Origin of the sequence: Thermovirga lienii, assembly GCF_036847465.1 — a bacterium.
GTDB lineage: Bacteria > Synergistota > Synergistia > Synergistales > Thermovirgaceae > Thermovirga > Thermovirga lienii.
Genome location: NZ_DAITZW010000018.1, coordinates 12,537 through 35,098 on the forward strand (window position 1 = coordinate 12,537; position 22,562 = coordinate 35,098).

The window sequence follows — 22,562 nt, forward strand, 5'->3', positions numbered from 1 at the left end:
GATTATTTCTCAAGGATGGCCAATATATCCCTTTCACTCAAGATGAGGTACTCGTCACCTTCTACCTTAACTTCAGTACCGCCGTACTTGCTGAAGATCACGCGATCTCCAACTTTTACCTCGAGAGGCAATCTCTGACCGTTATCAAGCACCCTGCCGGTACCTACAGCGATTACCTCGCCTTCCTGAGGCTTCTCCTTTGCGGTATCGGGAAGGACTATTCCACCTTTAGTCTTCTCTTCTTGAGTTACAACCTTTACAACTATCCTGTCACCAAGTGGCTTAAGCTTCATTTCGCTATTCCCTCCTTATCTTGTATTCTTTAATGTTTCTACGGATCTTCTTTCTATATTAGCACTCGCTAGCTGTGAGTGCTAACCTGACCGCGAATGATAGTACATGCAAGGAAGCGGCTACTCAAGAGTGTTAAACGGGAAATAAAGTCGATTATTCCCCGCGTAGCCAATATTTCTTTTTATTATGCTTTTTTTCTCTTTGTTTTGCTTGTTTTTATAAACTCATGGAAGGATTGGGGTTTATGCGAAGGTCGTCCACGTGTCCCCTCATGTACCTGTTGTAGCCAGCAGCTGCGATCATTATGCCATTATCGGTACACATCTTCACCGGGGGAATAAAGGCCTCTATGTCTCTTTCCTTTCTCAGGGCCTCCCTTAGGGCTGAATTCGCCGCAACACCACCCGATATAGCAACCTTCCTTATGCCAGTTTTCTTTACCGCCAGCCTGACTTTTCCCACTAGGGACTCAACTACGGCACGTTGAAAGGAAGCGCAGATATCTTCCACGGGTATAGCTTGACCTTTCGCTTTCAGCTTCTTTATCGCCCATAGGACCGCCGTCTTAAGACCACTGAAGCTGAACTCAACCTCCCCTGAGTTCGATAGGGGCACAGGGAAATCAAAGGTCGTAGATTCTCCTTTTTGGGCCAGCTTGTCTATTATGGGGCCTCCAGGATAAGGAAGGTCCAACAACTTAGCCACCTTGTCGAAGCACTCTCCGGCTGCATCATCCCTCGTCCTGCCCAGGAGGTTGTAGTTTCCGTAGTCCAGTACTTCGTATATTTCCGTGTGGCCGCCAGAAACCACCAAGCTTAAAAAGGGAGGGACCAATTCTCCATGGGCCATTACGTTGGCGAAGATATGGCCTTCCAGATGGTTGACTCCCACTATGGGCACACCCCACGCCTGAGCAAGCCCTTTTGCTGACATCACTCCCACCAAAAGAGACCCCATAAGGCCTGGCCCCACGGTCACCGCTATAAGATCTATTTCCTTTTTGGGGTCCTTGATCTGAGCGGACTCCAACAGCCTCATCAAAAGAGGCAGAAAGGCATCTTGATGCAGCCTGGAAGCCACCTCCGGAACGACCCCTCCAAAGGGGGCATGGACCTCCACCTGGCTGTGCAAGACGTCAGCCAGCACCCTCCGGGGCCCTTCAAGCAGAGCCAGGCCCGTGTCGTCACAGCTAGTCTCTATACCTAAGGTAATCATCTGAATCTTAACCTCCGCATCCACTGCATCCAGAACAGGAGCCCCTGCAGTTTTTCGCCCTCTTGAGAGGGGGTCCTTCCTCGTGGATCAGAAACTTGCTCCTGCACTTGGGACACCGAAAAGTTGGGCTCGATGAAGAGAACCTGTTACCACAGGAAGGGCACCTGTAAACGTGAGTCAGTTTCACTTCTTTGGTGCAACCCATGTTACCTCGCCACCTCCGCAACTGAACTTGACCTCTTGGCCAGGCCTCACGAGTTCCCTTGGAATCGCCAACACCAAAGCACCACTGAAGGAGCTTGGAAGCTCCCCTAGGGGAGCGAACTCCTTTCTAGTCAGGACGTTTTCATCGCTGAGCTTTAGATCGTTTATGGTTATCATCTCCGGTACCAAAGTAAAGGGCTTGAAAGTTTCCACCCTCAAGATAAAAAGGCTCTTGCCCTTGGCTTCATCTGAACCGTATTTGTTGACGTGCCATTCCAACCAAGAGGGGGCCCTGTCGCTCTCCTTCACAGCCCTCACCAGAGGAGCGTCGACGTATATGAACTCCAGCTTGGCCCGGGCACCTATTATCAAGTTCCCCAGCTTCTGGCCCTCAACATACAGTACCGCTGTTCTTTCCTCCAGCAACCTCTCCAAATCCTCCTGCACCGCAAAGGCACCTGAGGAAAACATGCCAAACAGAATCAAGAACATCAAAAAAGGTAACGCCGCCTTTCTTATCACAGCATGCTGCCTCCTTTTCGTCGTTTATTCGCCCTTATTCTTTGAGGTTTTACCTAAAGCCCCAAGGATCCACTCCCACTCCCTGCACCTTGCAATCCATGTCACAACCCCGTAAGAGAGGGCCCCTGAAGCAGTAGCGGCCACCATCCAAAGCCCTTTTCCGAGAAGGCTGCCATTTAAGGGGTAAACCCAAAGTACTTTGAGAAAATACACCGTAGCGCCCATCAAGACAAGCCCCGGAGAAATTTTCGCAAGCCAAGAAACATTGAAGGGGTTCACCTTTATACCCCTTTTGGCAAGGAGAGCGCCTCCCAGAACGGCTGTGAGGGTAAAGGATATAGAAGACGCTGCAGCCAATCCTCCATAGGAGTAGGGCTTCATGAGCAGAAAACCGAAAGCTACGTAAAGTACAACGCTGAAAACCGATATTATTACAGGTTCCCTGGAGCACCCCTTGGCGTAGAAGGCCCTCAAAAGCACGGTAAGGCAAGAGGTGCCCGGCAGTCCCAGCACGAACAACAAAAGCGCCCACGAGGTGCCCTTCCACGCCCACGTACCGAAGGCACCCCGGAAGAACAGAAAATGTACAATTTCCTCACTGAGCAACACCATTCCCACTACCACTGGGGCTACTATGAAAAGGGCAAACTGCAAAGCCTCCTCCAGTCCTTTTCTAAAGGAATCTTCGTCCTCCATGGCAAGATGGGCGAAAAGAGGCAACACTGCTTGAGAAATGGCTATGATGAAAAGCCCCAAGGGAAGTTGAAGCACTCTGTCGGCATAATTCAACACGGAGATGGACCCTTCCTGAAGGAAAGAGCCCAAGATCCTGCTGAAAACGGGAATCAGTTGGGTTATAGAAAGCCCCGCGGCATAGGGCAAGAACAGGCGCAACGTCTTTTTAAGAGATTCATCCTTTCTGTCAGGCACTGCGGGCAAGAGAGTGAAATTCCAACGCCTTATCCAGAACCATTGGAGAGCGCATTGAGCGAACCCTCCAGCCAACACGGCCCATGCCAAACTGTAAATTTCCATCTTTGGTGCTAAAATTACAACAAGGACTATGAATACCACGTTGCTGAGCGCAGGAGCCACGGCGGGCACGAAAAAACACCCGAGGGAGTTCAGTATGCCCATGGCCAAAGCTGCGACAGATATGAACAGAAGAAAAGGAAGCATCAGAACGGTAAGCTGACTAGCCAGCTCAGAGTAAAAAGAGCCAAAGCCTGGCGCCAAGATAGACACCAGCTTCGGTGCAAGGATGGCTCCTAGAATTATCAAAGGAATAGTTACAACCAGCAATACGGTTAATATCTGAGAGGCCAAAGAGAAAGCACGGCCTTTGCCTTCTTTTTTGAGCAACTGAGAGAAAACCGGCACGAACGCGGCAGAAAGGGCCCCCTCAGCCAAAAGGCGCCTGGTAAGGTTTGCCAGGGTATAGGCCACCAGGAAAGCATCCAGTTTCCCAGTGGCCCCAAAGAGAGAGGCTATCAAGACCTCCCTCAAAAGGCCCAATATCCTGCTCACAAAGGTTCCGGCCATCATCTTTATGGAGTGGCGAACCATGCTGGAACTTCGGGAAGACATTTAAGAACCTCCTCTTAAACTTGACGAAGAAAGGATTGATAGCAACATGAGAAATAATACACTCATCTGGGGACTTGGCAATGAACTTCTCGGCGACGATGCAGCCGGAGTAGTGCTGGCAAGAAAGATACAGCAAGACCCTCCACCTTTTTGCACCGCCTACGAGTGTGGCCTAACCCCAGAAAACTTCTTGAAAACCATAGATCCGCAAACCACCAAGACTCTTCTTGTGGTTGACGCTGCCGACCTTGGAGCAGAGCCAGGCTCCACCTTCTTGTTGTCACTGGACGAAGAAGAATCGGTAAACTTCTCTTCCCACGGCCTGCCGCTGGGGTTAATGCTTGAGCCATACAGAAACCTCGTGGAGATAGTTCTGATAGCCATACAACCTTACAGCCTTGCATTAGGCCAAGGCCTATCAGAGCCAGTGGCAGAGGCTGTGGACATGATAGAAAAGAAGATCCGCCAAAAGGCCTGGCACACCATCCCATGGCTTCACCAGGAGAAGCGCTCGCCCAAATAAAACTTCCTTGCAACTTCGCTCTCAGCGACCTCCGACGGAGTACCCTCTATCAGGATCTTGCCCTGGTGGATAAGGTACGTTCGGTCGGTTATGGCCAAGGTCTCCCTAACGCTGTGGTCCGTCAGAAGTATGCCGTACCCCTTGGTGCGTATCTCCAATATTATCTGCTGTATGTCGTAAACCGCTATGGGATCGATACCACTGAAGGGCTCATCAAGAAGTATGAAGGCAGGCTCAATGGCCAAAGTCCTGGCTATCTCCACCCTGCGCCTTTCTCCCCCGCTTAAGGCATATCCTGGGATGTGGGCTACATGCCCCAAGCTGAACTCTTCTATCAACCTGTCTACCTCTTTTTCTTTTTCCTTGCCAGTGATGCCCCTCTCCTCCAGGACCAGCTCAAGGTTTTCCTTCACAGTGAGGTTCCTGAAGATGGAGGCTTCCTGAGGCAGATAACCTATGCCGCATCTTGCCCTCCTGTACATGGGAAGGTCCGTTATGTCCTCGTTGTTTATGAGAACCCTGCCACCATCAGGTTTGACAAGTCCCAGAACCATGTAGAAAGTAGTGGTCTTTCCTGCTCCGTTGGGGCCCAAAAGGCCAACTATCTCACCCTGCCTCACTGTGATATCCACGGAGGAAACCACCTTCCGGCCCTTGTACGACTTGGAAAGCCCCCGGGCCCATAGATACTTCTCAGCCATTACTCTTTCTCCTGATCTTTAAGGATGAAGACCGTTTTGGTGGAGCCCTCAGCCTTTATTTTTCCATCGGCAAGATAGTAGGTGAACTTATCAGCTTCAACGGTCCTGTCCTCAGTCACAGCAAAAGCCTCGCCCTGAAAAAGAACCGTCCCCTTCTTGCTGTCGTAATAGGCACTCTTCGAGGTCACTGTCACGGTTTTCTTGTTTTTGTCCTTCATCTGGGCCTTTACGTTCCCCGTGGCCTTTATGTTCTCAAAGGCTCCGTCTTTAAGAAGCCCCACCACCTTTTCTGCACTCATGGTGACCCCTCTTGCTTCATGAACGAACCTTTGAACTTCCCAGCAGGTCACTTTCCGCCCATGCTCGGTCAAAATCGCTTGAGCCTTGGCGCACTCTATGAGCATGGGGTCCTTGATGGAGCGGATCCTCACCTTTTCTTGAAGTTCCATCTTGCTTCCATCAGCGGAGGCCTTCCCCTTCACAGCCTCGGCGAACATGTCCACTCCTTTCACGTTTACATTTCCTTCTGCAGTTATCGTACCGTCATCGGGATCGTAAACCAACTTGTCAGCAAATAGCTCCATGGCTCCCGCAAGGGAAACGACCGCAGAAAAAAACACCAAAACGAACGCTATCAACAAAACAAGACTTTTACGCATAGGACATGCTCACCCTTCTTTAAAGATTATCCACCTCTCCTGAGGATCTATTTTATTTTACCTTATGAGAAGCCCAAAGGCACCACACAACTACTATATAAGTCCTTTCCTTATGAGTTCCTCTGCTATCTGGACTGCGTTAAGCGCCGCCCCTTTCCTTATGTTGTCCGCCACCACCCACAGGGACAGGGACCTTTCACAAAGGGGTTCCTTCCTTACCCTACCAACGAAGACGGGGTCCGTTCCCGCCACCTCACTTGGCACGCTGTAGGAGCACCCCGGGTCATCCATAAGGGAAACTCCCGGAGCCTCTGAGAGGGCCTTGAAGGCATCCTGCAACGAAGGTTCCTCTTTGAAGGTAGCCACTATGGCCTCAGAATGCCCCCTGAAGACCGGAACCCTTACGGCGGTGCAGCTGACCACAAGTTCTGGAAGCTCCATTATCTTCTTTGACTCGTTCATCATCTTGTATTCTTCCTCACTAATTCCCCTCTCATCTATCTTGCCTATATGAGGCAGGACGTTAAAAGCTATCGGTTTGGGGTAGAGAAAGTTTTTGGGAGAGGAGCCTTCAAGGACCGCCAAGCTTCCTTCCTTGAGCTCGTCAAGGGCTTCAAGCCCCGTACCGGAGACCGACTGGAAGGTGACCACCTGCACCTTTTCCAGTCCAAAGAAATCATGGAGAGGTTTCAAAGCCACAACGGCCTGTATGGTAGCACAATTTGGATTGGCAATGATGCCTTTGTGCCCCTCCAAGGCATGAGGGTTCACCTCAGGAACCACCAGGGGGATATCTTCCTCCATCCTCCATGCGGAACTGTTATCCACCACAACGGCACCCTTAGAGACCGCTACGGGAGCCCATTTCCGGGATGGGCCAGACCCTGCGGAGAATAGAGCAAGGTCTACCCCTTCAAAAGCCCCTTCTTCCACGGCCCTCACTTCATAGGGCTTACCCTTAAAAAATACTTCTTTCCCCGCTGATCGCTCCGATGCCAAGGGTACCAGTTCGTCCACCGGGAAAGCCCTCTCTTCGAGGACCTTTATCATTTCCGAACCTACCAGACCTGTCGCCCCAAGTACCGCTACCCTCATGGCTATTTACCCTCCTCTATGAAGACCTTGTGGAGCGTCTTGGCCGCTTTTTCCACGTCCTTGGCTCCCACCACACAGGTTATGGACAAGGCCGTTGAAGATATCATGTCCAGGTTTATCCCCTCGGACGCAAGAGCAGCAAACATCCGTGCTGGCACCTCGGGATGGCTCGTTATGCCCGCTCCTATGATGGAGACCTTGCCTATTTCCGTGTCGAAAGCCACCCCTTGGGCTTTTATCTTTCTGGCTATATCTCGGCAGATATCTATGGCATCTCCAAGGCTTTCCTTTTTGACCAAAAAAGCAATGTCGTTTATCTGCCCCCTCATCACGCTCTGTATGATCATTTCGGCACTCACCCCACCGGAGGATAAGGCCTGAAACACCTCCGCCGCCATCCCCGGCACATCAGGAACGCCCAGAAGGGCCACCTTGGCAACGTTAGTATCGCTGGCTACAGCTTTCACCAAGAAGTTTTCCTTTACGTCCTCTCGCACGATCCATGTCCCCCTTTCTTCACTGAAGCTAGAAGCCACGTAGACTGGCACATCATACCTTTCAGCTAGTTCTACGCTTCTTGCCTGCATCACCTTGGCACCCATGGAGGCCATCTCCATGCACTCCTCGTAAGATATTTTTTCCAACTTCCTCGCAGCGGGCACCATCCTCGGATCGGCGGTGTAAATCCCTGCTACATCGGTAAATATGCAGCACTTTTCAGCATCCAGCGCCGCCGCCAAGGCTACCGCAGACAGGTCCGATCCACCCCTCCCCAACGTCACGATGTCTCCCTTTTCGTTGACAGCCTGAAAACCTGCTACGACCGGAATCGCTCCATCTTCGAGTATGTTTATTACGTTTTTAGGATCTATACCATTTATCCTGCCATCCGTATAGGGACCTCTGGCCTTTATACCCACTAAAGCCCCCGAGAGAGATTGAGCCTTTAACCCCTCCCTTTCCAAGGCCATTGCCAAAAGGGCTGTACTCTGCTGTTCTCCAGTGGCTACCAACTGATCTATCTCCCTATGCCTGGATGCAGTGCAGAACTCTCTAGCTAGTTGAAGCAGTCTGTCGGTGGTGTCCCCCATCGCCGATACTACCACTACAGTGCGACCCACTTCCTGATGAAACTTTTTTATCTTTGATGCCACCAGCGCCATCTTCTCCGGCGTCGCTACGGAGGACCCTCCGAACTTCATCACCTGAAGCCTCATGCCACAACCTCCTCCTCTTCTGCGACCTTCTCTATGGTGGCCCCATCTTCGTCGACAGATAGAACAAAGAAACGAGACCGCAAGTTGTTCTTGGTGAAAAGCCTGCACATGGCCTCGGCTACCTCCCGGGGCGAACCGTGAGTGAGAGCAAGCATGCTGGGGCCAGAGCCGCTTATAGCTACCCCAAGGCATCCTCTGACCTTCTTTACCTCCTCCAGTATCTCCTCGCCTCCCGGAAAGAGCTTGGCCCTGAAAGGCTGATGGAGCCTGTCGTCCATTGCCCAGGTCAAGTTTTCCCACTTACCTACGGCCCAGGAAGCAGCAAGAAGGGCTGCCCTATTGAGGGAAAAGACGGCGTCCTCGTGGCTTATCTGCGCGGGAAGGGCCTGCCTTGCGTCCTTTGTACTCACATGCACTTCAGGGACTGCAACTACCGCGCTTATCTCCTTTGGAGGTGACGGCAACCTCACATAGCGCAGCTGGGTGCCGTTCATGCAGCTTACCACCATGCCTCCAAGGCAGCACGGAACTATGTTGTCCGGATGCCCCTCCATCCTGACCATGAGAGGAAGGAGCTCCTCAACGCTCAAGGGATCCTCCCTGAGGGCGTTGGCTATCATTACCCCTCCGGCTATTGCGCTTGCGCTGCTTCCGAGCCCTCGGTAGAGGGGGATAGCGTTCAGGCATCTTATGGTCAACCCAGGGCTTTCCATGCCCCATTCGCTGCAGGCCTGTTCGTAGCTTTTTATTATCAGGTTCACGTCTGCTTTCTCCAGTTCAGCTGCCCCTTCTCCATAAACCTCCACCTTGTAGGCTCCAGGTTCATCAAGGGCCAGAACGTCGTAGAAGTTGTACAAACTCAGAGCAAGGCCCATGGTGTCGAAACCTGAACCGAGATTGGCCGAAGTGGCTGGAACTTTCACCCTGAAGATAGGTTCCATCATTGGCTCAGCACCTCCCTCAACTGGGATTCGTCACCGTCTATCTCACAAATTTCCTCCTGACCTGAAAGGATCACCTGAGGATCTTTGAGGCCGTTCCCAGTCAACACCATAACCACCTTTATACCCTCGGGAAGTTTGCCCTCCCTCTTTGCCTTCTTGAGCCCTGCAAGGGGAGCGCAGGAAGCAGGTTCTGCGAAAACTCCCTCCTTTGAGGCCAGCTCTTTCTGGGCAAGGAGTATCTCCTCATCGGAGACGGCGGAAAAGAACCCACCGGACATCCTGACTGCCCAGGCAGCTTTCTTGCCGTTCACCGGATGCCCTATGCGTATTGCAGTTGCCACGGTCTCAGGATTCGGAAAACTTTCACCCGAAACAAGGGGCGAGGCTCCCTGGGCCTGGATGCCCACCATTTGGGGAACCTTTTTTATCTTGCCCTCATTTTTGTACTGCACGAAACCAGTCCAATAGGCCGTTATGTTTCCAGCGTTCCCCACAGGAAGCACCATCCAATCTGGAGAAACACCAAGTTCATCGCATACCTCCCAAGCACCGCTGCGCTGACCCCAAAGCCTGTATGGATTTACCGAGTTGACTATGGCAAGCCCCATCTCGCTGGAGGCTTTCCTGGCCAGTTCCAACGCACGGTCGAAATTACCCCTTATGGCTATGACCTTAGCCCCATACACCAAAGCTTGGGACAGCTTTCCCAAGGCAACCTTGCCTGCGGGCAGTAAAACATAACATTTAAGGCCAAACCTTGCGGCATAGGCTGCAGCAGAGGCAGAAGTGTTCCCCGTCGATGCACATATCACGGCCTTAGCCCCACCTTCTGCTGCCTTGGCCATGGCCAAAACCATGCCCCGATCCTTGAAGGAGCCTGTAGGATTGGCGCCCTCATATTTCCCGTAGAGCTCCACTCCCAAATCGGAACCTATTTTATTGAGTTTCACTAGGGGCGTTTCTCCCTCCCCCAAGGTCTCGATAGGCGTATCATCGGTTATAGGAAAGTATTTTCTGTACCTTTCGAGCAGTCCAGCCATTTTCTTTTTCCTCCCTCCTTGCCGCAGCCTATATATAAAAAAGTCTTTTCCGCCTCCTAGGAGACGGAAAAGACTTCCGCGGTTCCACTCCAGTTCCGGCCCCAAAAGTAGGACCGGCTCTCTTTCTCGCTGTAAGGGGCGAACCCCGGTATCCTTATCCCTTTAGGTGGGCTTCGGACCCAGCTCCAGGGTGGTTTTCCCTGCTCGTTGCGGAGGAAACCTCTCAGCTTTTGGTTTCCCTCTCTGGCCGCTCGATTTCAGGTACTCGTCCCCTTCATCGCCTTTGGCACATGAATTTTTATTTTAAATGAATTTATACCCCCACCCTTTGGACCTGTCAACCCCCACTATACAAAATATCCTATGTCGAACGATGGAAAAGAAATGTCATCCCTTACTCACGGGGGCGATACCACTACCCTGCAACACATAAATTGAAACTTTTCTTGCTGTTTGCGAAATTGTCTGATAAAATACCTCCACCAAATGGGATTAGCCTCTTGAGGGGAGTTGGTTATATGACTGAACAGACTCTTGCCGATTACATAGTCCTAACCAGGGAAGGGTATGAAAAACTAAAGGCGGAGCTAGTAAGACTGAGAAGTGAGGGCAGGCAGGAAATATCCAAAATGCTGGAAGAGGCCCGCAGTTTCGGGGACCTCAGTGAAAACGCCGAGTACCACGCTGCAAAGGACGCCCAGGCAAAACTTGAAAGCAGGATCCAGTGGCTGGAATATCAGCTAGGCAAGGCGAGGATAGTCGACGAAGCAGACATTGACGCAAGCAAGGTGAGCTTGGGAACCACTGTCACCCTCCTGGACCTGGACACGTCAAAGGAACTTAAGTACACCATCGTAGGCTCGGAGGAGGCTGACCCCAAGGCGGGCAAGATTTCCGTCGCAAGCCCCGTAGGACAGGCCATAATAGGTAAAGCTCCAGGCGAAAAGGTGGAGGTCAAAGTCCCCAAGGGAATCAGAAAACTCATGATCAAGGACATAAAAGTCTAAAATTAGGCACAAGTGAGGGGTAGGAAAATCTACCACTCACTTGTATTTTCTAAGGGAATTTATCACTATTCTTGCTACAAGTTCCGGGAAGGACCACCCCTTGGCACTAGCTGCTTTAGGCACCAAGCTGGTGGCGGTCATGCCGGGGGCAGTGTTCACTTCCAGAACGTAAGGTGTTCCATCTTCCGAAAGCCGGATGTCTACCCTGCTGTAAACTCGACACCCCAGTGCAAGGTGGGATGCAACAGCCACTTCCTTTACGCGAGCCCCCACTTCATCAGGAAGATCCGCTGGACACTGATATCTAGTGATCCCAGAAGTGTACTTGGCCCTATAATCGTAAAATCCTTCCTTCGGTATGATCTCCACGATCGGAAGGGCTTCTACCTTCCCTTCCTCTTCCCACACTGTCACGGTTATCTCCCTGCCGGGGATGTATTTTTCAACCAAAAGCACCTGATCGTACTGGCTGGCCTCACGTATCCCCTTACATATAGTTTCAACGTCGCGGGCAATGGTAACACCCACCGTGCTGCCACACCCCGAGGGCTTAACAACCACTGCCTGCCAAAGGCACAAAAGCTCCTCAAGCTTTTGGTTCAGATTCCCCAGGAATTTGTCCCTTTGGAGGACGACATAAGGTGCTGTTGGGATTTTGCAGCTTTCAAATATGGCCTTGCTCACCCTTTTATCCATGGCGAGGGCGCAGCTTTCGTGTCCTGACCCTGTATATTTTTTGCCCAAAAGATCCAAGGCTCCCTGAAGCCTTCCGTCCTCTCCCCAGCTGCCATGAAGGGCGACAAAGAAAACGTCACATCTTGAAGACTGAACTTTAGACACGGCATCAAGCGCAGAGGAAACCAAAAGAGGCTCCACTTTCAAATCAAGCTCCTCCAACGCCTTAAGTACCGCCGTACCACTTGCGAGGGAAACTTCACGTTCTGGGCTATCCCCTCCGTATATAACCCCTATTTTTACGTTTTTAAGCATCTCCATCACTTATCGAACTCCTGGATAGATCGCGTGTTGAAAAAGAAGGGGTTGCTGGGGAAAGCGTCCAGGACGAAGACAAATCCTGCCCAGTCGTCGTTTTCGTTGGTCAGGTCATCCCTGTATTCCACGCTGAACCTGTAGCAGCAGTTGTTGGAATATCCCAGGCGATAGTGCATTTCCTCTAGATCCTCGGACCTAAGGTTATACCCCCAACGCACCGTAGCTCTCCAGGTTTCACTCAAGGGGAAGGACACCTTCTGGTAGAAGGCCTCTGAATCTGAATAGTCATCCCAGGACATGGGAGAATCGCCCCATACCCACCTTCTCGCCCAAGTACTGGCGAAATCCACCTTGCCTAAACTCCAGGCCACGCCAGCCCTGACATAGGTCACGTCCTGAGTGTCACCAGCTCCACTGTAGTCGTAATGCCACTGACTGGCGTACCAATAAGGCCTTACGTCCCCAAGGGATGTCCCTCCCGAAAGGGACGCACCCAAAGCTGTGCGCTTTATGGACACTTCATCGCTTCCGTCGTACGCAGAGGTCTCATACTCCCCCCAAAGGCCGCGCAACGTCACCTTGCTCTTTATGCTCTCAAGCTCGTAACTAGGGCTTCGCACCTCAAACTCCGGTTTCCTCCATAACGTGCCCTTGAAGGTGTCCCCCAGGGCCTTCTCGACCGTGACATTCTCGGCCTGGGACCACCAAAGCCTTGCGTACCAACTGCCGTCGTCGTATACGGCCCCCCACTTGGGCCTGAATCGCTTCTCATCCCTGTCGGAGTCCCAACTATAATCTCCTTCGGCGAAAAGCTTCAAATTACTGGTCGCTGCCCAATAGGCCTGCAGTGCCCCCTCGAAATCTTTCTTCGACCAGTAGTAAGCCTTCCATCTGCCGTATACACCCCCTGCCTTGTAGACGCTTCCTATGGAAAGACCTACGCCCTTGTCAGAGTCGTACACAAAGGTAGGCATAAGAGGAGAAGCTTCCTCTTTCTCTGTTAGGGGAACTATATAGTCAAAAGGATAAGTAAAGAGGAAATGTTCCTTGATGTACACCCTGGGCTTTGTGACCACAGCCCTGTAGCCAGGGAGCACTATGATCTTCTTTGTCTTGAGACTGTAGTGAGGAACGGGCTCCGGACAGGTAGTCAAGGTAGTCCTTTCCCACTTGTAGACCCTGTCGCTCTTTATCTTGGAAATAGGAGGGACCTTCTTCACCCATCCAGCTTCCGCCAGGGATTTGGTCTTTATGGTGGCAACCACGCCACCTTTGGCGTAGACGTTGCCCCTTTCTGCAGGGTAACTTCCATGGGCTTCGGTGAGGGTTCCCTCGCCAGTGGTAAGGTCCAGTTTGAGGGTTTGACCCTCCAGGCGCTGGGCGCCCTGGATTATGACGATGGGACTTTCTTTGGTTCCCAAAGCCTCAACCTTGCTCGACCGAGTGTCGTATGATGCCTTGACGGCCCAAACTCGTATGTCAGAGTACCTTATCTTTACGTTTCCTTCAGCATAAGCTAAGCCTGATTCCTGTTCGTACGTGACCGAGTCTCCCTCAAGCACCACTTCACCGTTAGGAGAAGCCATCACAACAGTCGGAACAAGCATCACAGCCGCCACAAGGATAAAGCTCAAAAAAATCTTCATCGCTGGTCTTCCCATCTCGCGTACGCCCCACCTTCCAAGGTTACCTTCCCACTCATCTCTACTACACCCAAAGATCCTTCCGCGAAAAAGTCCCTGCCCTCAATGGACAGCCCCTCGGGAAAAAGCCAACAGTTTCCCTCCTGGTTCCACTGGGCTTTCTTGCCCTTCCAGCTGAAGGGAGGATTGAACTTTTCTGCCCGTCCCTTCACATTCCAAAGTTCAGCCACCTTGCCATCATCGGTGACCGTGCCCCTGGGAGCGTCCATGAACCACAGAGCGCCATCTTTCGTGACCGATTTTACCTTTATCAACTCAAGGTTGTTCTTGTCCCCGAAGCGTTGGGCCCTCTCCGCATGGAGGGTCCAAAGGTCCCCCGATATATCCCTCTGGACCTCCACATCCTCCAAGGTCACGTCTGGAACCTCTTTGTCCTTTCGTTCCCCTGGCGTAACATTGAGGTCCCTGTAGAGCATAACGGCCCATAGGACAGAAAGGGCTAGCACAACCAGCGGTAAGGCTTTCTTCCAGTTCATGTCAGAACGACTGCCAGTACCTTATAGCTTGTAGTCGATGATGGCCGATACCCCTACCTGCTGGACCCTTCTGAAGCGCTCCAGAGGATTTTTGGAGTCTATGGGTATCAATACCTTTATTCTTATCCTGTCCTGAAAGGTAACCTCAAGCTGGGCCACGGCCTGGACCTTAGCAACAGCGTCCTTGGGACCAGCCACCTGGGCGGCACCAATGGCAACTCCACTGCCCACCGACACTATGGGTACCACCTTGGTCTCCTCGTTGGTCCCCACTCCCTTGTTGAAGGTTATGGTGTTGATGAAGTCGTTCAGCTGGCTCCCCAGGGCACTGACAATGAGTCCACCACCTACGACCCCAATCAGATCCTTTAAATCTACGGCCGAGGCGACTCCAGATATCAAGGCCAAGAAAAGGCCGCATACTGCTACGATCTTTTTAATCTTTCGCTTCATCTGCATTTTCCCCCTCTGAAAGCGTCTCTTCGCTAGTAGCTGAATCGCTCGGAACAGGCATATCTTCTGCTTCTTTTATCATACCCTGAAGTCCTGGAGGCACTGGCCAAGCGTGGACCGTGACTGCCTGGGAAGTCTCAAGATAGATATTAGTGCCAGCGGGGATCTCCTTGGCATCCCCCTTGACGAAAAACCCTCCAGCAAGCCCTACGGGACCAAGGGCTACAAGTCCCACTACGCTGGTTCCAGCAGCTATTGCCATGGTCTTGTTGTCCTTGTTGACGGATATGGCCTTGTCTCCCATGAACACAGGAACCACCTCGGGCCCCAAGGGAACTAGATGCTTGAAGGCAAAGGTTATTTCAGAAGGCCTACCAAAACTCCTAGGAGGCTTTACGTTGTCTATCTCGGCAAACACCAGGCTTCCCCTTGGTGCTACCAAGTTTCCGTCTACCACCAAGTCCTGGGCCAAGGCCAGTTTGACCTGATCACCCTTCTTTGCGACTGCCGGGCTTATAGTCTGGGTAAAGGCGGCCTTGAAGACCGTATTGGCCGGAAGCTCCACCTCTGTCCAGGTAAGGGTATCAGGGAAGAGCAAAGATAACATCCTCTCAAGCCTCATGGCCAGAGGTTTATCGACTTGTGGTTTTCCCTCAAGCAAAGTCTCCAGGGCATCTATCCTTGTGCTTACGGGGCTTTCTGGGTTCACTTTGTGGTTTACCGACCACTCAGCGACGGAAAGCTTGAAAAGCATGGAGGGATTTCCCAAGGTACCGTTCTCTATGAAGTTCAAAAGTCCGCTCTGCCTCTCGGAAATGCTCCCGGGAAGCTCGCGGCCGAAAAGGTCCTTCTCCACCTTGCCCAATCTCTCGATCAATCCTCCAGTCATGGGCTCACCGTATAGGACCATCTCCATTCTCTCCTGCGCCTTGAGGGGCAGCGGGGCCTCCTCTTCCGCCATCGCCGCCTGGGCAATGACAAGGACAAAAATCAAGCAAATCAGCATAAAAACCTTCTTCATCATCTTCTACCCCTCCTTATCTTCCCTGTTTTGACGCGGCTTCCACGAATCCTCTGAAAAGAGGATGGGGCCTTACTGGCCGCGACTTAAACTCGGGATGGAACTGGACCCCTACGTACCATGGGTGGTCCTTTAATTCTATGATCTCAACCAGGTCTCTGCCAGGGCAAATTCCCGCTATTCTCATGCCGCAGGACTCAAACCTCTCCCTGTATTCGTTGTTGAATTCGTAGCGATGCCTGTGCCTTTCATAAATGAGCTTTTCCCCGTAGGCTTCCCTTACCTTTGTCCCTTCTTCCAGCTCGCAGGGGTAAAGCCCAAGGCGCATCGTGCCCCCTAGGTCCACGACGTTTTTCTGCTCGTCCATAAGATGTATAACGGGGTTAGGCGTCCCTGGGTCAAACTCGACGCTGTTGGCACCTGCTATGTCACAAACGTTCCTGGCAAACTCGATGGCTGCTATCTGCATGCCAAGACACAGCCCAAAATAGGGAATGCCATTCTCCCTGGCGTACCTTGCGGCCTCTATCTTGCCCTCTGCACCTCTGGATCCAAAACCTCCCGGAACCAAAACTCCCTGAACGCCCTTCAGTATCTCCTCCGCGCCGTGCTTCTCCACGTCCTCGGCCTCCACTGGACGAAGCTTGACCCTAAGGTTCAAAGAGGTGCCAGCGTGGGTCAGAGCCTCCACGACGCTAAGATAGGCATCCTTGTGACTTACGTACTTACCCACCATAGCGATCTCTACCTCTTTTTCCGGGTTCATGTAGGAATGCACGAACCCCTTCCAGTCGTCCAGGTAAGGTTCCTCGTTGGTCGGCAGGCCCAGTTTTTCAAGGATTATGGAGTCGAACTTCTGCTCCTTGAGCTGGAGGGGTACGGCGTAAATAGTAGGCGCGTCTATGGCTTCTACAACATACTTCTGTGGAACGCTGCAGAAGAGGGCGATTTTTTCTTTGATGCTCCTTTCCAGCCTCATTTGAGACCGGCAAACTATGACATCCGGCTGTATGCCTATCCTTCTCAGCTCGTTCACGCTGTGCTGGGTAGGCTTGGTCTTGAGCTCTCCCGCCGCAGCTATGTACGGCACCAGGGTAACGTGGCAGTAGAGCACGTTGTTCCTCCCCACCCTGTTGGCCATCTGGCGGATGGCCTCCAAAAAGGGAAGACCCTCTATGTCTCCCACCGTGCCGCCTATCTCCGCTATGACCACGTCCACGTCGCCATCAACTTTCAGGATGCTTTCCTGTATCTCGTTGGTAACATGGGGAATTACCTGAACTGTCGCTCCTAAGTACTTGCCGCTTCGTTCCTTCGATATGACCGAAGAATATATCTTTCCCGTAGTGACCGTGTTGAGGGTACTTAAAGATTCGTCAATGAACCGCTCATAATGGCCCAAGTCCAAGTCGGTTTCAGAACCGTCATCAGTCACGAACACCTCTCCATGCTGAAAGGGGTTCATGGTTCCGGCGTCCACGTTTATGTAGGGATCCATCTTTATGATGGAGACCTTGTACCCCCTTCTCTTCAGAAGGACACCTAAAGATGCTGCTGTTATTCCTTTCCCAAGGGATGAAACTACCCCACCTGTTACAAATATGTATTTTGGCATGAAAACGCTCCTCCCAAAACAATTTTATCTTATATCAAAACTGGACCAGAATAACATCTGGCCCAGCACACCCAACGCCCTATAGTTCAAAGATGCAATAAAAACAATTGTCCCGTCCTATCTTAACACCTTCATGGGATTTATGGGCTTGTTTTTGTAGCGAACCTCGAAATGGAGGTGCGAACCTGTGGCCCTTCCGCTTGCACCCACCTTGCCTATCGCCTGGCCAGAGGAAACTCGTTGTCCTTTGCGGACCAACAACCTGCTGCAATGAGCGTACAAAGTGGAGTACCCTTTACCATGATCTATGACCACAACTCGGCCATATCCTCCCATCCATCCGGCATAAACGACCCTTCCGGCTGCGGCAGCGCGAATGATGGTACCGTAGGGCCGAGCGATGTCAAGCCCCGTGTGGAAGTCCCTCCGCTTGGTTATGGGGTGCCTTCTCCACCCAAAGGAGCTGGTTATCCTGCCCCTAAGAGGCCATGTAAAGAGGGTTCTCGAACTGGACACGGATGACTTAGCGGCGGAATAAACCGAAACCACTGGCTTGGCTCCGGGAATGAAGATCTCAACACCCTTGGCTATGTTGGCCCCCTCGAAGCCATTGGCCTGCTGTATCAATGCTACCGTGGTTCCGTATTTGCTCGCTATCTTGGCAAGCGTATCTCCATCCTTAACCTTATAGAAGATACCGTCCTGGTTGGGAATCCTGAGGGTCATACCCACTCTGAGGTAGTTGGGGTTTTTCATTTCGTTGCATCCGAAGAGGGTGTTTATGTCCAAATTGAACTTGTTCGCTATGGACCAGAGGCTGTCTCCTTCCCTCACGGTATAGGATGTTACCTCTACCTTCCTTGCCTCGGTCTTTGAATCTTTTTCCTTTCTGGCCTTAACTTCCTCTTTTGTGGCCTCCACGTCATCAGGGCTCAGGGGAATCAAAAGCTCCTGTCCCTCTGAAAGCCTATCTGGATTTTTCAGGTCATTGGCTTTGGCTATGAGGTCTGGGGATATGGAATACCTCTTACCCAGGTCATAAAGGGTATCTCCAGGGCTCACGTAGTACTCTATCCACCTTTTCTCCTCTTCCTCAGCCGGCAGACTGTCTTCAGAGGGTTTTACCTCCTCAAGTATCACCTCTTCCTGAGAGGCAACACTTTGGGGCTTTTCTGCTGCTTTTTGTTCTAGCTCCTCAGGCTGAACCTCCTCGAGCTTCACATTATCGTCAAAAATGGATGGAGAGGCAGGAAGAGGTCCTATTCCCTCTGCAGCTTTGAATGAAGAACCTTCTTCTGATGAGGCCAAATCATACCCCGCAGAAACGTCACTGGAGACGTTTAAGACGATGAAGGTTTCTGGACTTAAATTATCACTGATGGAGGATGGTTGGGCCAAGATGGGTAGCACTTCGACTCGTGCTCTCTGTCCTGCTATGATGGTAACCAACGCTGTTATACTCAACATCGTAGTTATCACCAGGTAGAAACCCACCCTGCTAGATAGGAAACTTGCCTTGCGGGAATTTTGGCCTCTCATATTGCTCCTCCTCTCAAAATATGGGCCTTGCTCAGCTTATCAATTTATCTTAATTGTTGCAAGAAATTCTTCATTGCTCGACGTGGCCTTGAGTTTGCTCATTATCAAGTTCAGAACTTCCGCCTCCTCGACGTTGGCAATCCTCCTTCTAAGGAGCCATACCCTCTGAAGCTCATCAGGTTCCATCAAGAGCTCCTCTCGCCGGGTGCCCGAGCGGGTTATGTCTATGGCAGGGAAGATGCGCTGCTCGGACAGCTTCCTAGAAAGGTGGACCTCCATGTTGCCCGTGCCCTTGAACTCCTCGTATATTACTTCGTCCATTCTACTGCCCGTATCCACCAATGCCGTGCCAATTATCGTGAGGCTTCCGCCCTCCTCTATGTTGCGCGCAGCACCAAAGAAGCGCTTGGGGAAGTACAGTGCAGCAGGATCCATACCTCCAGAAAGGGTTCTACCCGAGGGAGGTTCCACGAGGTTGGACGCCCTTGCAAGTCGGGTTATGGAGTCCAAGAGAAGCACCACATCCCTTCCCACTTCCACCAGGCGCTTGGCCTTCTCCAAGGTCAAATTGGCCACCCTCAGGTGTTCTTCCGCCGGACGATCGAAAGTGGACGCCACAACCTCTCCATCCACGGACCGCTCCATGTCGGTTACCTCTTCAGGGCGTTCATCTATGAGAAGCACCATCAGAATGACCTCAGGGTGATTTGCAGTCACAGCATTGGCTATCTTTTTCAAAACTGTGGTCTTGCCGGCCTTGGGCGGGGAAACTATCAGTGCCCTTTGGCCCTTGCCTATGGGGGCAAAAAGGTCTATTAATCTGGTGGTAAGTTCTTCCTTGGTCGTCTCCAGGTGCAACCTCTCGTTGGGGAAAATAGGCGTCAGCTTCTCGAACTGAGGCCTTCGCCTCGCCGCTTCTGGATCTGAGAAGTTGACCACCTCTACCCTCAAAAGGGCCTCGTAATGTTCCTGTTCCTTGGGGGGCCTTATGAATCCCCAGACTACGTCTCCGTTTCGAAGGCCGAACCTGCGTATTTGTGATGCCGACATGTATATGTCATGATCGCTGGGCAGAAGCCCCCGGGGCCTCAAAAAGCCGTAGCCGTCGGACAGTATTTCCAAGGTGCCCCCGCCAAAGCGAAAACCCATTTCCTCTGACTGCTTGGCCAAGATGGCAATTATGAGGTCGTCCTTGCGAAGGGTTGAAAAACCTTGAACTTTCATCTTCTTCGCGAGCTTTCTGAGCTCGGTTATGTTCTTTTTTTCCAGCTCGCTGAAGGTGTGCTTGGGTTTGGGAACCTTCTTGGATTCCCCGTTGCCGTTGGTTCCGGTGTTATCGTGCTTGTTGCCGTTGGAAGCAGAAACAACAGGGGCTTCTTCCTTGGTTTCCTGATTAGCTTCCTCAGGTTTCGTATTTGCTGCCTTCTCTTCTTCGGCGGCCGCTTCTTGGGGCTCTTGCACCTTTTTTTCTAAGTTATCGTCCATTGCCTCTTACTGCTCCCTCCCAATCTGCAAGGAATCGTTCTATGCCACTGTCCGTAAGGGGATGCTTGAAACATTTCTCCAACACACCAAAAGGAACCGTGGCTATGTCCGCTCCCGCAAGTGCAGCATCCATGACATGCTTCGGATGCCTAATGCTCGCGGCTATTATCTCAACTGGTATGTCGTGAACATTGAAGATGCTGGCTATATCGCTTATCAGCCCTATTCCGTCCTCACCTATGTCGTCCAAGCGCCCAACGAAGGGGCTGACGTACGCGGCTCCAGCCTGGGCCGCCAGAAGGGCCTGCTGTGGGGAGAAAATCAACGTGACGTTCACGTCTATGCCCTCAGCACTCAGGACGCTGGTGGCCGCCATGCCCTCCGGGGTCATGGGAATCTTCACCACCACGTTGGGGTGCAAAGCTGCCAGTGATCTTCCTTCCTCAATCATACCTTCCCTGTCGAGGGATATAACCTCGGCACTTACAGGGCCGTCCACTACGTCGCAAATCTCGAGGATAGCCTCTTTGAGGTCGCGGCCGGCCTTTGCTATGAGGGAAGGATTGGTGGTCACGCCACTAATCACGCCCCATCCATAGGCGGTGCGGATCTGCTCTATATCCGCCGTGTCAATGAAAAACCTCATGACTGATGCTCCCTTCAAACATCTATTTTATTTTTGTAAGGTTATTTACCTGGTGACCACGAAAAACGCCTTCGAGAGGACATGGCCCATACTCTCCACCGCCACTGAATAGTCACCGATGGGCAGAGGGGCACCATCCTCCTTCATCAGGTAAAAAGCGCAGAAACCGCTTTCATCAGTGAGAACTACCTGTTCCTCCGCCAAGGTGCGCCCCTTATACTGCCACCTAACGTAGAGTGTTGTGTCTTTCTGAAATGCCTTGTAGTCAAAAAGCAGGCACACGCTCCTGGTTCCCCACTTAAACTCGCTACCAGTGTTAACCGGATGGTTTACCTCGTCCAGAGCTTCGCATAGAACTAGGTCCCCTACCTGGGGAGGCTGGGTCAAATAAAAATAACCGCGCCACCTGCATAAGAGCACCGCACTAAGCGCAACAAACAAGAGGGAGAGTACAAGCAACAATCTCTTCATATGCATTATACCTTAGTAGACCCGCTATTTGACAAGGGCCCAAAAGAAAAACCGGATTTTTTATGTCAAACTATTAAATGTCTTCAAAAGAGGTTATACCATGAGGCCAGCTGTAGGTCATTTACCCTGATTGCTGGCTCTACACGGATTACTCTTTAAAGAATACACTTATTTTAGATAAAAGCAAGGGGGTGATTTCGTTGAACGCTGACTTTACGCCGAAAAAAATAGCCCTTGGTGCCATGCTTGCAGGAGCGGTCACTTTGGCCACCATGCTTCATGTTCCCATGCCTGGGCTTAGGATCTATTTCAACCTGGGGGAAGGGGTCATATACACCGTGGCGATCCTGTTGGGGCCCCGGTACGGCGCCCTGAGCGGAAGCATAGGGGCCTCTCTGGCGGACATCTTACTGGGGTACCCCCTTTGGGCTCCCATAACCTTCGTCATAAAGGGTCTGGAAGGCTTTCTGGTTGGGACTTTCGCCCCAAGAAGCCGAATCTTCGGTATAGCAGTAGGAGCTTTGGTCATGATAGCAGGATACACTACAACAGCTGGAATACTTTACGGCTGGAAGGTGGCGCCCATGGAGCTTTTGACCGACGTGCTTCAGACGGGCGTAGGTGCCTTTTTTGCCCTGGTATTTACCCCCATTATAGAAAAGCGCCTATCCAAACCCATGTCTTAATCTATAGAATTAACCAGGAGAATTAACCAGGGAGCTTTTCTACTTGCCATTCTAGGAAAAGCTCCTTTAATTCCTCTACTTTCTCCTCGTGCACAGAAGAAGGGAAGCCGTCCACGGAAGGTATCTTCTGGCATGTCTTGCCATCCACGGCGCCTGCTTTGACCATGGCTTCTATCATAGCTCTCTCTTCCTGTGGTTCGTGCCCCAACCACCTTCCCTTTTGTGCTGAAAGGAGGGCCACCAGCGCATAGGCGCCCCAGTTGGACACGTCCGAGGGGATAAGGTCGGTGCATCCCACGGAGCACAGGCACTTCTCAAAGGACGGGAGGGCCTTCTGCAGGATGTCCTTTGCCAGTCCCATGCCCACCTCGTTGCCTCCATCTCCAACCGCCAAGACCGAAACTCCCATATCCTGGGCCATTAAGGCCCCCTGGTCCAGGGGCGCGGTCCACTGGGTGATGTCCTC

At 51.9% G+C, this 22,562-nt stretch carries 24 protein-coding genes and 1 other annotated feature; of the genes, 3 read left to right on the forward strand and 21 right to left on the reverse strand.

What is annotated here, in order from left to right:
* Positions 1–2: 2 nt before the first annotated feature.
* The 4 genes from groES to murJ form a co-directional block, all read right to left on the reverse strand.
* Complete coding sequence (groES, locus tag V7Z69_RS06110; RefSeq protein WP_014162754.1) at positions 3–293, reverse strand: co-chaperone GroES; 291 nt, start codon at positions 291–293, stop codon at positions 3–5.
* Positions 294–510: 217 nt separating this feature from the next.
* Entirely contained in the window at positions 511–1,509 is a 999-nt protein-coding gene (gene tsaD / locus V7Z69_RS06115; RefSeq protein WP_014162753.1) for a tRNA (adenosine(37)-N6)-threonylcarbamoyltransferase complex transferase subunit TsaD, read from the reverse strand.
* A 183-nt stretch (positions 1,510–1,692) separates the two neighbouring features.
* Positions 1,693–2,235: a hypothetical protein gene (locus V7Z69_RS06120; protein WP_014162751.1), complete on the reverse strand. Its 543-nt coding sequence runs from the start codon at positions 2,233–2,235 to the stop codon at positions 1,693–1,695.
* A 24-nt stretch (positions 2,236–2,259) separates the two neighbouring features.
* On the reverse strand, positions 2,260–3,822 hold the full coding sequence (gene murJ / locus V7Z69_RS06125; RefSeq protein WP_014162750.1) for a murein biosynthesis integral membrane protein MurJ: 1,563 nt from the start codon (positions 3,820–3,822) through the stop codon (positions 2,260–2,262).
* Positions 3,823–3,868: 46 nt separating this feature from the next.
* Between murJ and V7Z69_RS06130 the strand changes: the two genes are divergently transcribed.
* A complete protein-coding gene (locus V7Z69_RS06130) occupies positions 3,869–4,345 on the forward strand; it encodes a hydrogenase maturation protease (RefSeq protein WP_014162749.1) in 477 nt (158 codons plus the stop codon).
* Here the strand turns inward: V7Z69_RS06130 and lptB are convergent.
* From lptB to thrC, 6 genes are all read right to left on the reverse strand, one after another.
* Entirely contained in the window at positions 4,318–5,046 is a 729-nt protein-coding gene (gene lptB, locus V7Z69_RS06135; RefSeq protein ID WP_014162748.1) for an LPS export ABC transporter ATP-binding protein, read from the reverse strand. The genes V7Z69_RS06130 and lptB overlap by 28 nt on opposite strands.
* On the reverse strand, positions 5,046–5,705 hold the full coding sequence (locus V7Z69_RS06140; RefSeq protein WP_334139154.1) for an LptA/OstA family protein: 660 nt from the start codon (positions 5,703–5,705) through the stop codon (positions 5,046–5,048). Before V7Z69_RS06140 ends, lptB begins: the two co-directional genes overlap by 1 nt.
* A gap of 93 nt (positions 5,706–5,798) precedes the next feature.
* A complete protein-coding gene (locus V7Z69_RS06145) occupies positions 5,799–6,800 on the reverse strand; it encodes an aspartate-semialdehyde dehydrogenase (protein WP_334139156.1) in 1,002 nt (333 codons plus the stop codon).
* Between the two features lie 2 nt (positions 6,801–6,802).
* Entirely contained in the window at positions 6,803–8,017 is a 1,215-nt protein-coding gene (locus V7Z69_RS06150) for an aspartate kinase (RefSeq protein ID WP_334139157.1), read from the reverse strand.
* Positions 8,014–8,961 (reverse strand): homoserine kinase, encoded by a 948-nt coding sequence (thrB, locus tag V7Z69_RS06155; RefSeq protein WP_334139158.1) that lies wholly within the window; start codon positions 8,959–8,961, stop codon positions 8,014–8,016. The genes V7Z69_RS06150 and thrB overlap by 4 nt, the downstream gene beginning before the upstream one ends.
* A complete protein-coding gene (gene thrC / locus V7Z69_RS06160) occupies positions 8,958–10,001 on the reverse strand; it encodes a threonine synthase (protein WP_334139160.1) in 1,044 nt (347 codons plus the stop codon). Before thrC ends, thrB begins: the two co-directional genes overlap by 4 nt.
* 56 nt (positions 10,002–10,057) lie before the next feature.
* Positions 10,058–10,288: a binding site (T-box leader), on the reverse strand.
* A gap of 231 nt (positions 10,289–10,519) precedes the next feature.
* On the opposite strand from thrC, the gene greA reads away from it, so the two are divergent.
* Positions 10,520–11,008, forward strand: coding sequence for a transcription elongation factor GreA (gene greA, locus V7Z69_RS06165; RefSeq protein WP_014162742.1), 489 nt, complete (start codon positions 10,520–10,522; stop codon positions 11,006–11,008).
* A 36-nt stretch (positions 11,009–11,044) separates the two neighbouring features.
* Here the strand turns inward: greA and V7Z69_RS06170 are convergent, their stop codons facing one another.
* The 10 genes from V7Z69_RS06170 to V7Z69_RS06215 all read right to left on the reverse strand — a co-directional run bounded on the left by V7Z69_RS06170 (position 11,045) and on the right by V7Z69_RS06215 (position 21,410).
* Positions 11,045–12,004, reverse strand: a complete 960-nt coding sequence (locus V7Z69_RS06170; protein ID WP_334139162.1) for a D-alanine--D-alanine ligase family protein — start codon at positions 12,002–12,004, stop codon at positions 11,045–11,047.
* A complete protein-coding gene (locus V7Z69_RS06175) occupies positions 12,004–13,647 on the reverse strand; it encodes an LPS-assembly protein LptD (RefSeq protein WP_334139164.1) in 1,644 nt (547 codons plus the stop codon). Before V7Z69_RS06175 ends, V7Z69_RS06170 begins: the two co-directional genes overlap by 1 nt.
* Positions 13,644–14,180 (reverse strand): LPS export ABC transporter periplasmic protein LptC, encoded by a 537-nt coding sequence (gene lptC / locus V7Z69_RS06180; protein ID WP_014162739.1) that lies wholly within the window; start codon positions 14,178–14,180, stop codon positions 13,644–13,646. The genes V7Z69_RS06175 and lptC overlap by 4 nt, the downstream gene beginning before the upstream one ends.
* 21 nt (positions 14,181–14,201) lie before the next feature.
* A complete protein-coding gene (locus V7Z69_RS06185) occupies positions 14,202–14,633 on the reverse strand; it encodes a hypothetical protein (protein WP_014162738.1) in 432 nt (143 codons plus the stop codon).
* On the reverse strand, positions 14,617–15,657 hold the full coding sequence (locus tag V7Z69_RS06190; RefSeq protein WP_334139166.1) for a hypothetical protein: 1,041 nt from the start codon (positions 15,655–15,657) through the stop codon (positions 14,617–14,619). The genes V7Z69_RS06185 and V7Z69_RS06190 overlap by 17 nt, the downstream gene beginning before the upstream one ends.
* A gap of 13 nt (positions 15,658–15,670) precedes the next feature.
* Positions 15,671–17,269 carry a CTP synthase gene (locus tag V7Z69_RS06195; protein WP_334139167.1) on the reverse strand — a complete coding sequence of 533 codons (1,599 nt, stop codon included), beginning with the start codon at positions 17,267–17,269 and terminating at the stop codon, positions 15,671–15,673.
* A 117-nt stretch (positions 17,270–17,386) separates the two neighbouring features.
* Positions 17,387–18,808, reverse strand: coding sequence for a LysM peptidoglycan-binding domain-containing M23 family metallopeptidase (locus V7Z69_RS06200; protein WP_334139169.1), 1,422 nt, complete (start codon positions 18,806–18,808; stop codon positions 17,387–17,389).
* A gap of 39 nt (positions 18,809–18,847) precedes the next feature.
* Entirely contained in the window at positions 18,848–20,293 is a 1,446-nt protein-coding gene (rho, locus tag V7Z69_RS06205; protein ID WP_334139170.1) for a transcription termination factor Rho, read from the reverse strand.
* Complete coding sequence (gene fsa / locus V7Z69_RS06210; RefSeq protein ID WP_334139172.1) at positions 20,283–20,939, reverse strand: fructose-6-phosphate aldolase; 657 nt, start codon at positions 20,937–20,939, stop codon at positions 20,283–20,285. The genes rho and fsa overlap by 11 nt, the downstream gene beginning before the upstream one ends.
* Before the next feature lie 45 nt (positions 20,940–20,984).
* Positions 20,985–21,410, reverse strand: coding sequence for a hypothetical protein (locus tag V7Z69_RS06215; protein WP_334139173.1), 426 nt, complete (start codon positions 21,408–21,410; stop codon positions 20,985–20,987).
* 200 nt (positions 21,411–21,610) lie between these two features.
* On the opposite strand from V7Z69_RS06215, the gene V7Z69_RS06220 reads away from it, so the two are divergent.
* Entirely contained in the window at positions 21,611–22,096 is a 486-nt protein-coding gene (locus V7Z69_RS06220) for an ECF transporter S component (RefSeq protein ID WP_416376418.1), read from the forward strand.
* A 22-nt stretch (positions 22,097–22,118) separates the two neighbouring features.
* On the opposite strand, the gene V7Z69_RS06225 is transcribed toward V7Z69_RS06220, so the two are convergent.
* Positions 22,119–22,562: glutamate cyclase domain-containing protein (locus V7Z69_RS06225; protein WP_334139177.1), on the reverse strand; the 444-nt coding region annotated here is incomplete at its 5' end.

Excerpts from the sequence above, each read along its gene's own strand:
- groES (WP_014162754.1), bottom strand. The coding sequence starts at position 293 with ATGAAGCTTAAGCCACTTGGTGACAGGATAGTTGTAAAGGTTGTAACT.
- tsaD (WP_014162753.1), bottom strand. The coding sequence starts at position 1,509 with ATGATTACCTTAGGTATAGAGACTAGCTGTGACGACACGGGCCTGGCT.
- murJ (WP_014162750.1), bottom strand. The coding sequence starts at position 3,822 with ATGTCTTCCCGAAGTTCCAGCATGGTTCGCCACTCCATAAAGATGATG.
- V7Z69_RS06130 (WP_014162749.1), top strand. The coding sequence starts at position 3,869 with ATGAGAAATAATACACTCATCTGGGGACTTGGCAATGAACTTCTCGGC.
- lptB (WP_014162748.1), bottom strand. The coding sequence starts at position 5,046 with ATGGCTGAGAAGTATCTATGGGCCCGGGGGCTTTCCAAGTCGTACAAG.
- V7Z69_RS06140 (WP_334139154.1), bottom strand. The coding sequence starts at position 5,705 with ATGCGTAAAAGTCTTGTTTTGTTGATAGCGTTCGTTTTGGTGTTTTTT.
- V7Z69_RS06145 (WP_334139156.1), bottom strand. The coding sequence starts at position 6,800 with ATGAGGGTAGCGGTACTTGGGGCGACAGGTCTGGTAGGTTCGGAAATG.
- V7Z69_RS06150 (WP_334139157.1), bottom strand. The coding sequence starts at position 8,017 with ATGAGGCTTCAGGTGATGAAGTTCGGAGGGTCCTCCGTAGCGACGCCG.
- thrB (WP_334139158.1), bottom strand. The coding sequence starts at position 8,961 with ATGATGGAACCTATCTTCAGGGTGAAAGTTCCAGCCACTTCGGCCAAT.
- thrC (WP_334139160.1), bottom strand. The coding sequence starts at position 10,001 with ATGGCTGGACTGCTCGAAAGGTACAGAAAATACTTTCCTATAACCGAT.
- greA (WP_014162742.1), top strand. The coding sequence starts at position 10,520 with ATGACTGAACAGACTCTTGCCGATTACATAGTCCTAACCAGGGAAGGG.
- V7Z69_RS06170 (WP_334139162.1), bottom strand. The coding sequence starts at position 12,004 with ATGGAGATGCTTAAAAACGTAAAAATAGGGGTTATATACGGAGGGGAT.
- V7Z69_RS06175 (WP_334139164.1), bottom strand. The coding sequence starts at position 13,647 with ATGAAGATTTTTTTGAGCTTTATCCTTGTGGCGGCTGTGATGCTTGTT.
- lptC (WP_014162739.1), bottom strand. The coding sequence starts at position 14,180 with ATGAACTGGAAGAAAGCCTTACCGCTGGTTGTGCTAGCCCTTTCTGTC.
- V7Z69_RS06185 (WP_014162738.1), bottom strand. The coding sequence starts at position 14,633 with ATGAAGCGAAAGATTAAAAAGATCGTAGCAGTATGCGGCCTTTTCTTG.
- V7Z69_RS06190 (WP_334139166.1), bottom strand. The coding sequence starts at position 15,657 with ATGATGAAGAAGGTTTTTATGCTGATTTGCTTGATTTTTGTCCTTGTC.
- V7Z69_RS06195 (WP_334139167.1), bottom strand. The coding sequence starts at position 17,269 with ATGCCAAAATACATATTTGTAACAGGTGGGGTAGTTTCATCCCTTGGG.
- V7Z69_RS06200 (WP_334139169.1), bottom strand. The coding sequence starts at position 18,808 with ATGAGAGGCCAAAATTCCCGCAAGGCAAGTTTCCTATCTAGCAGGGTG.
- rho (WP_334139170.1), bottom strand. The coding sequence starts at position 20,293 with ATGGACGATAACTTAGAAAAAAAGGTGCAAGAGCCCCAAGAAGCGGCC.
- fsa (WP_334139172.1), bottom strand. The coding sequence starts at position 20,939 with ATGAGGTTTTTCATTGACACGGCGGATATAGAGCAGATCCGCACCGCC.
- V7Z69_RS06215 (WP_334139173.1), bottom strand. The coding sequence starts at position 21,410 with ATGAAGAGATTGTTGCTTGTACTCTCCCTCTTGTTTGTTGCGCTTAGT.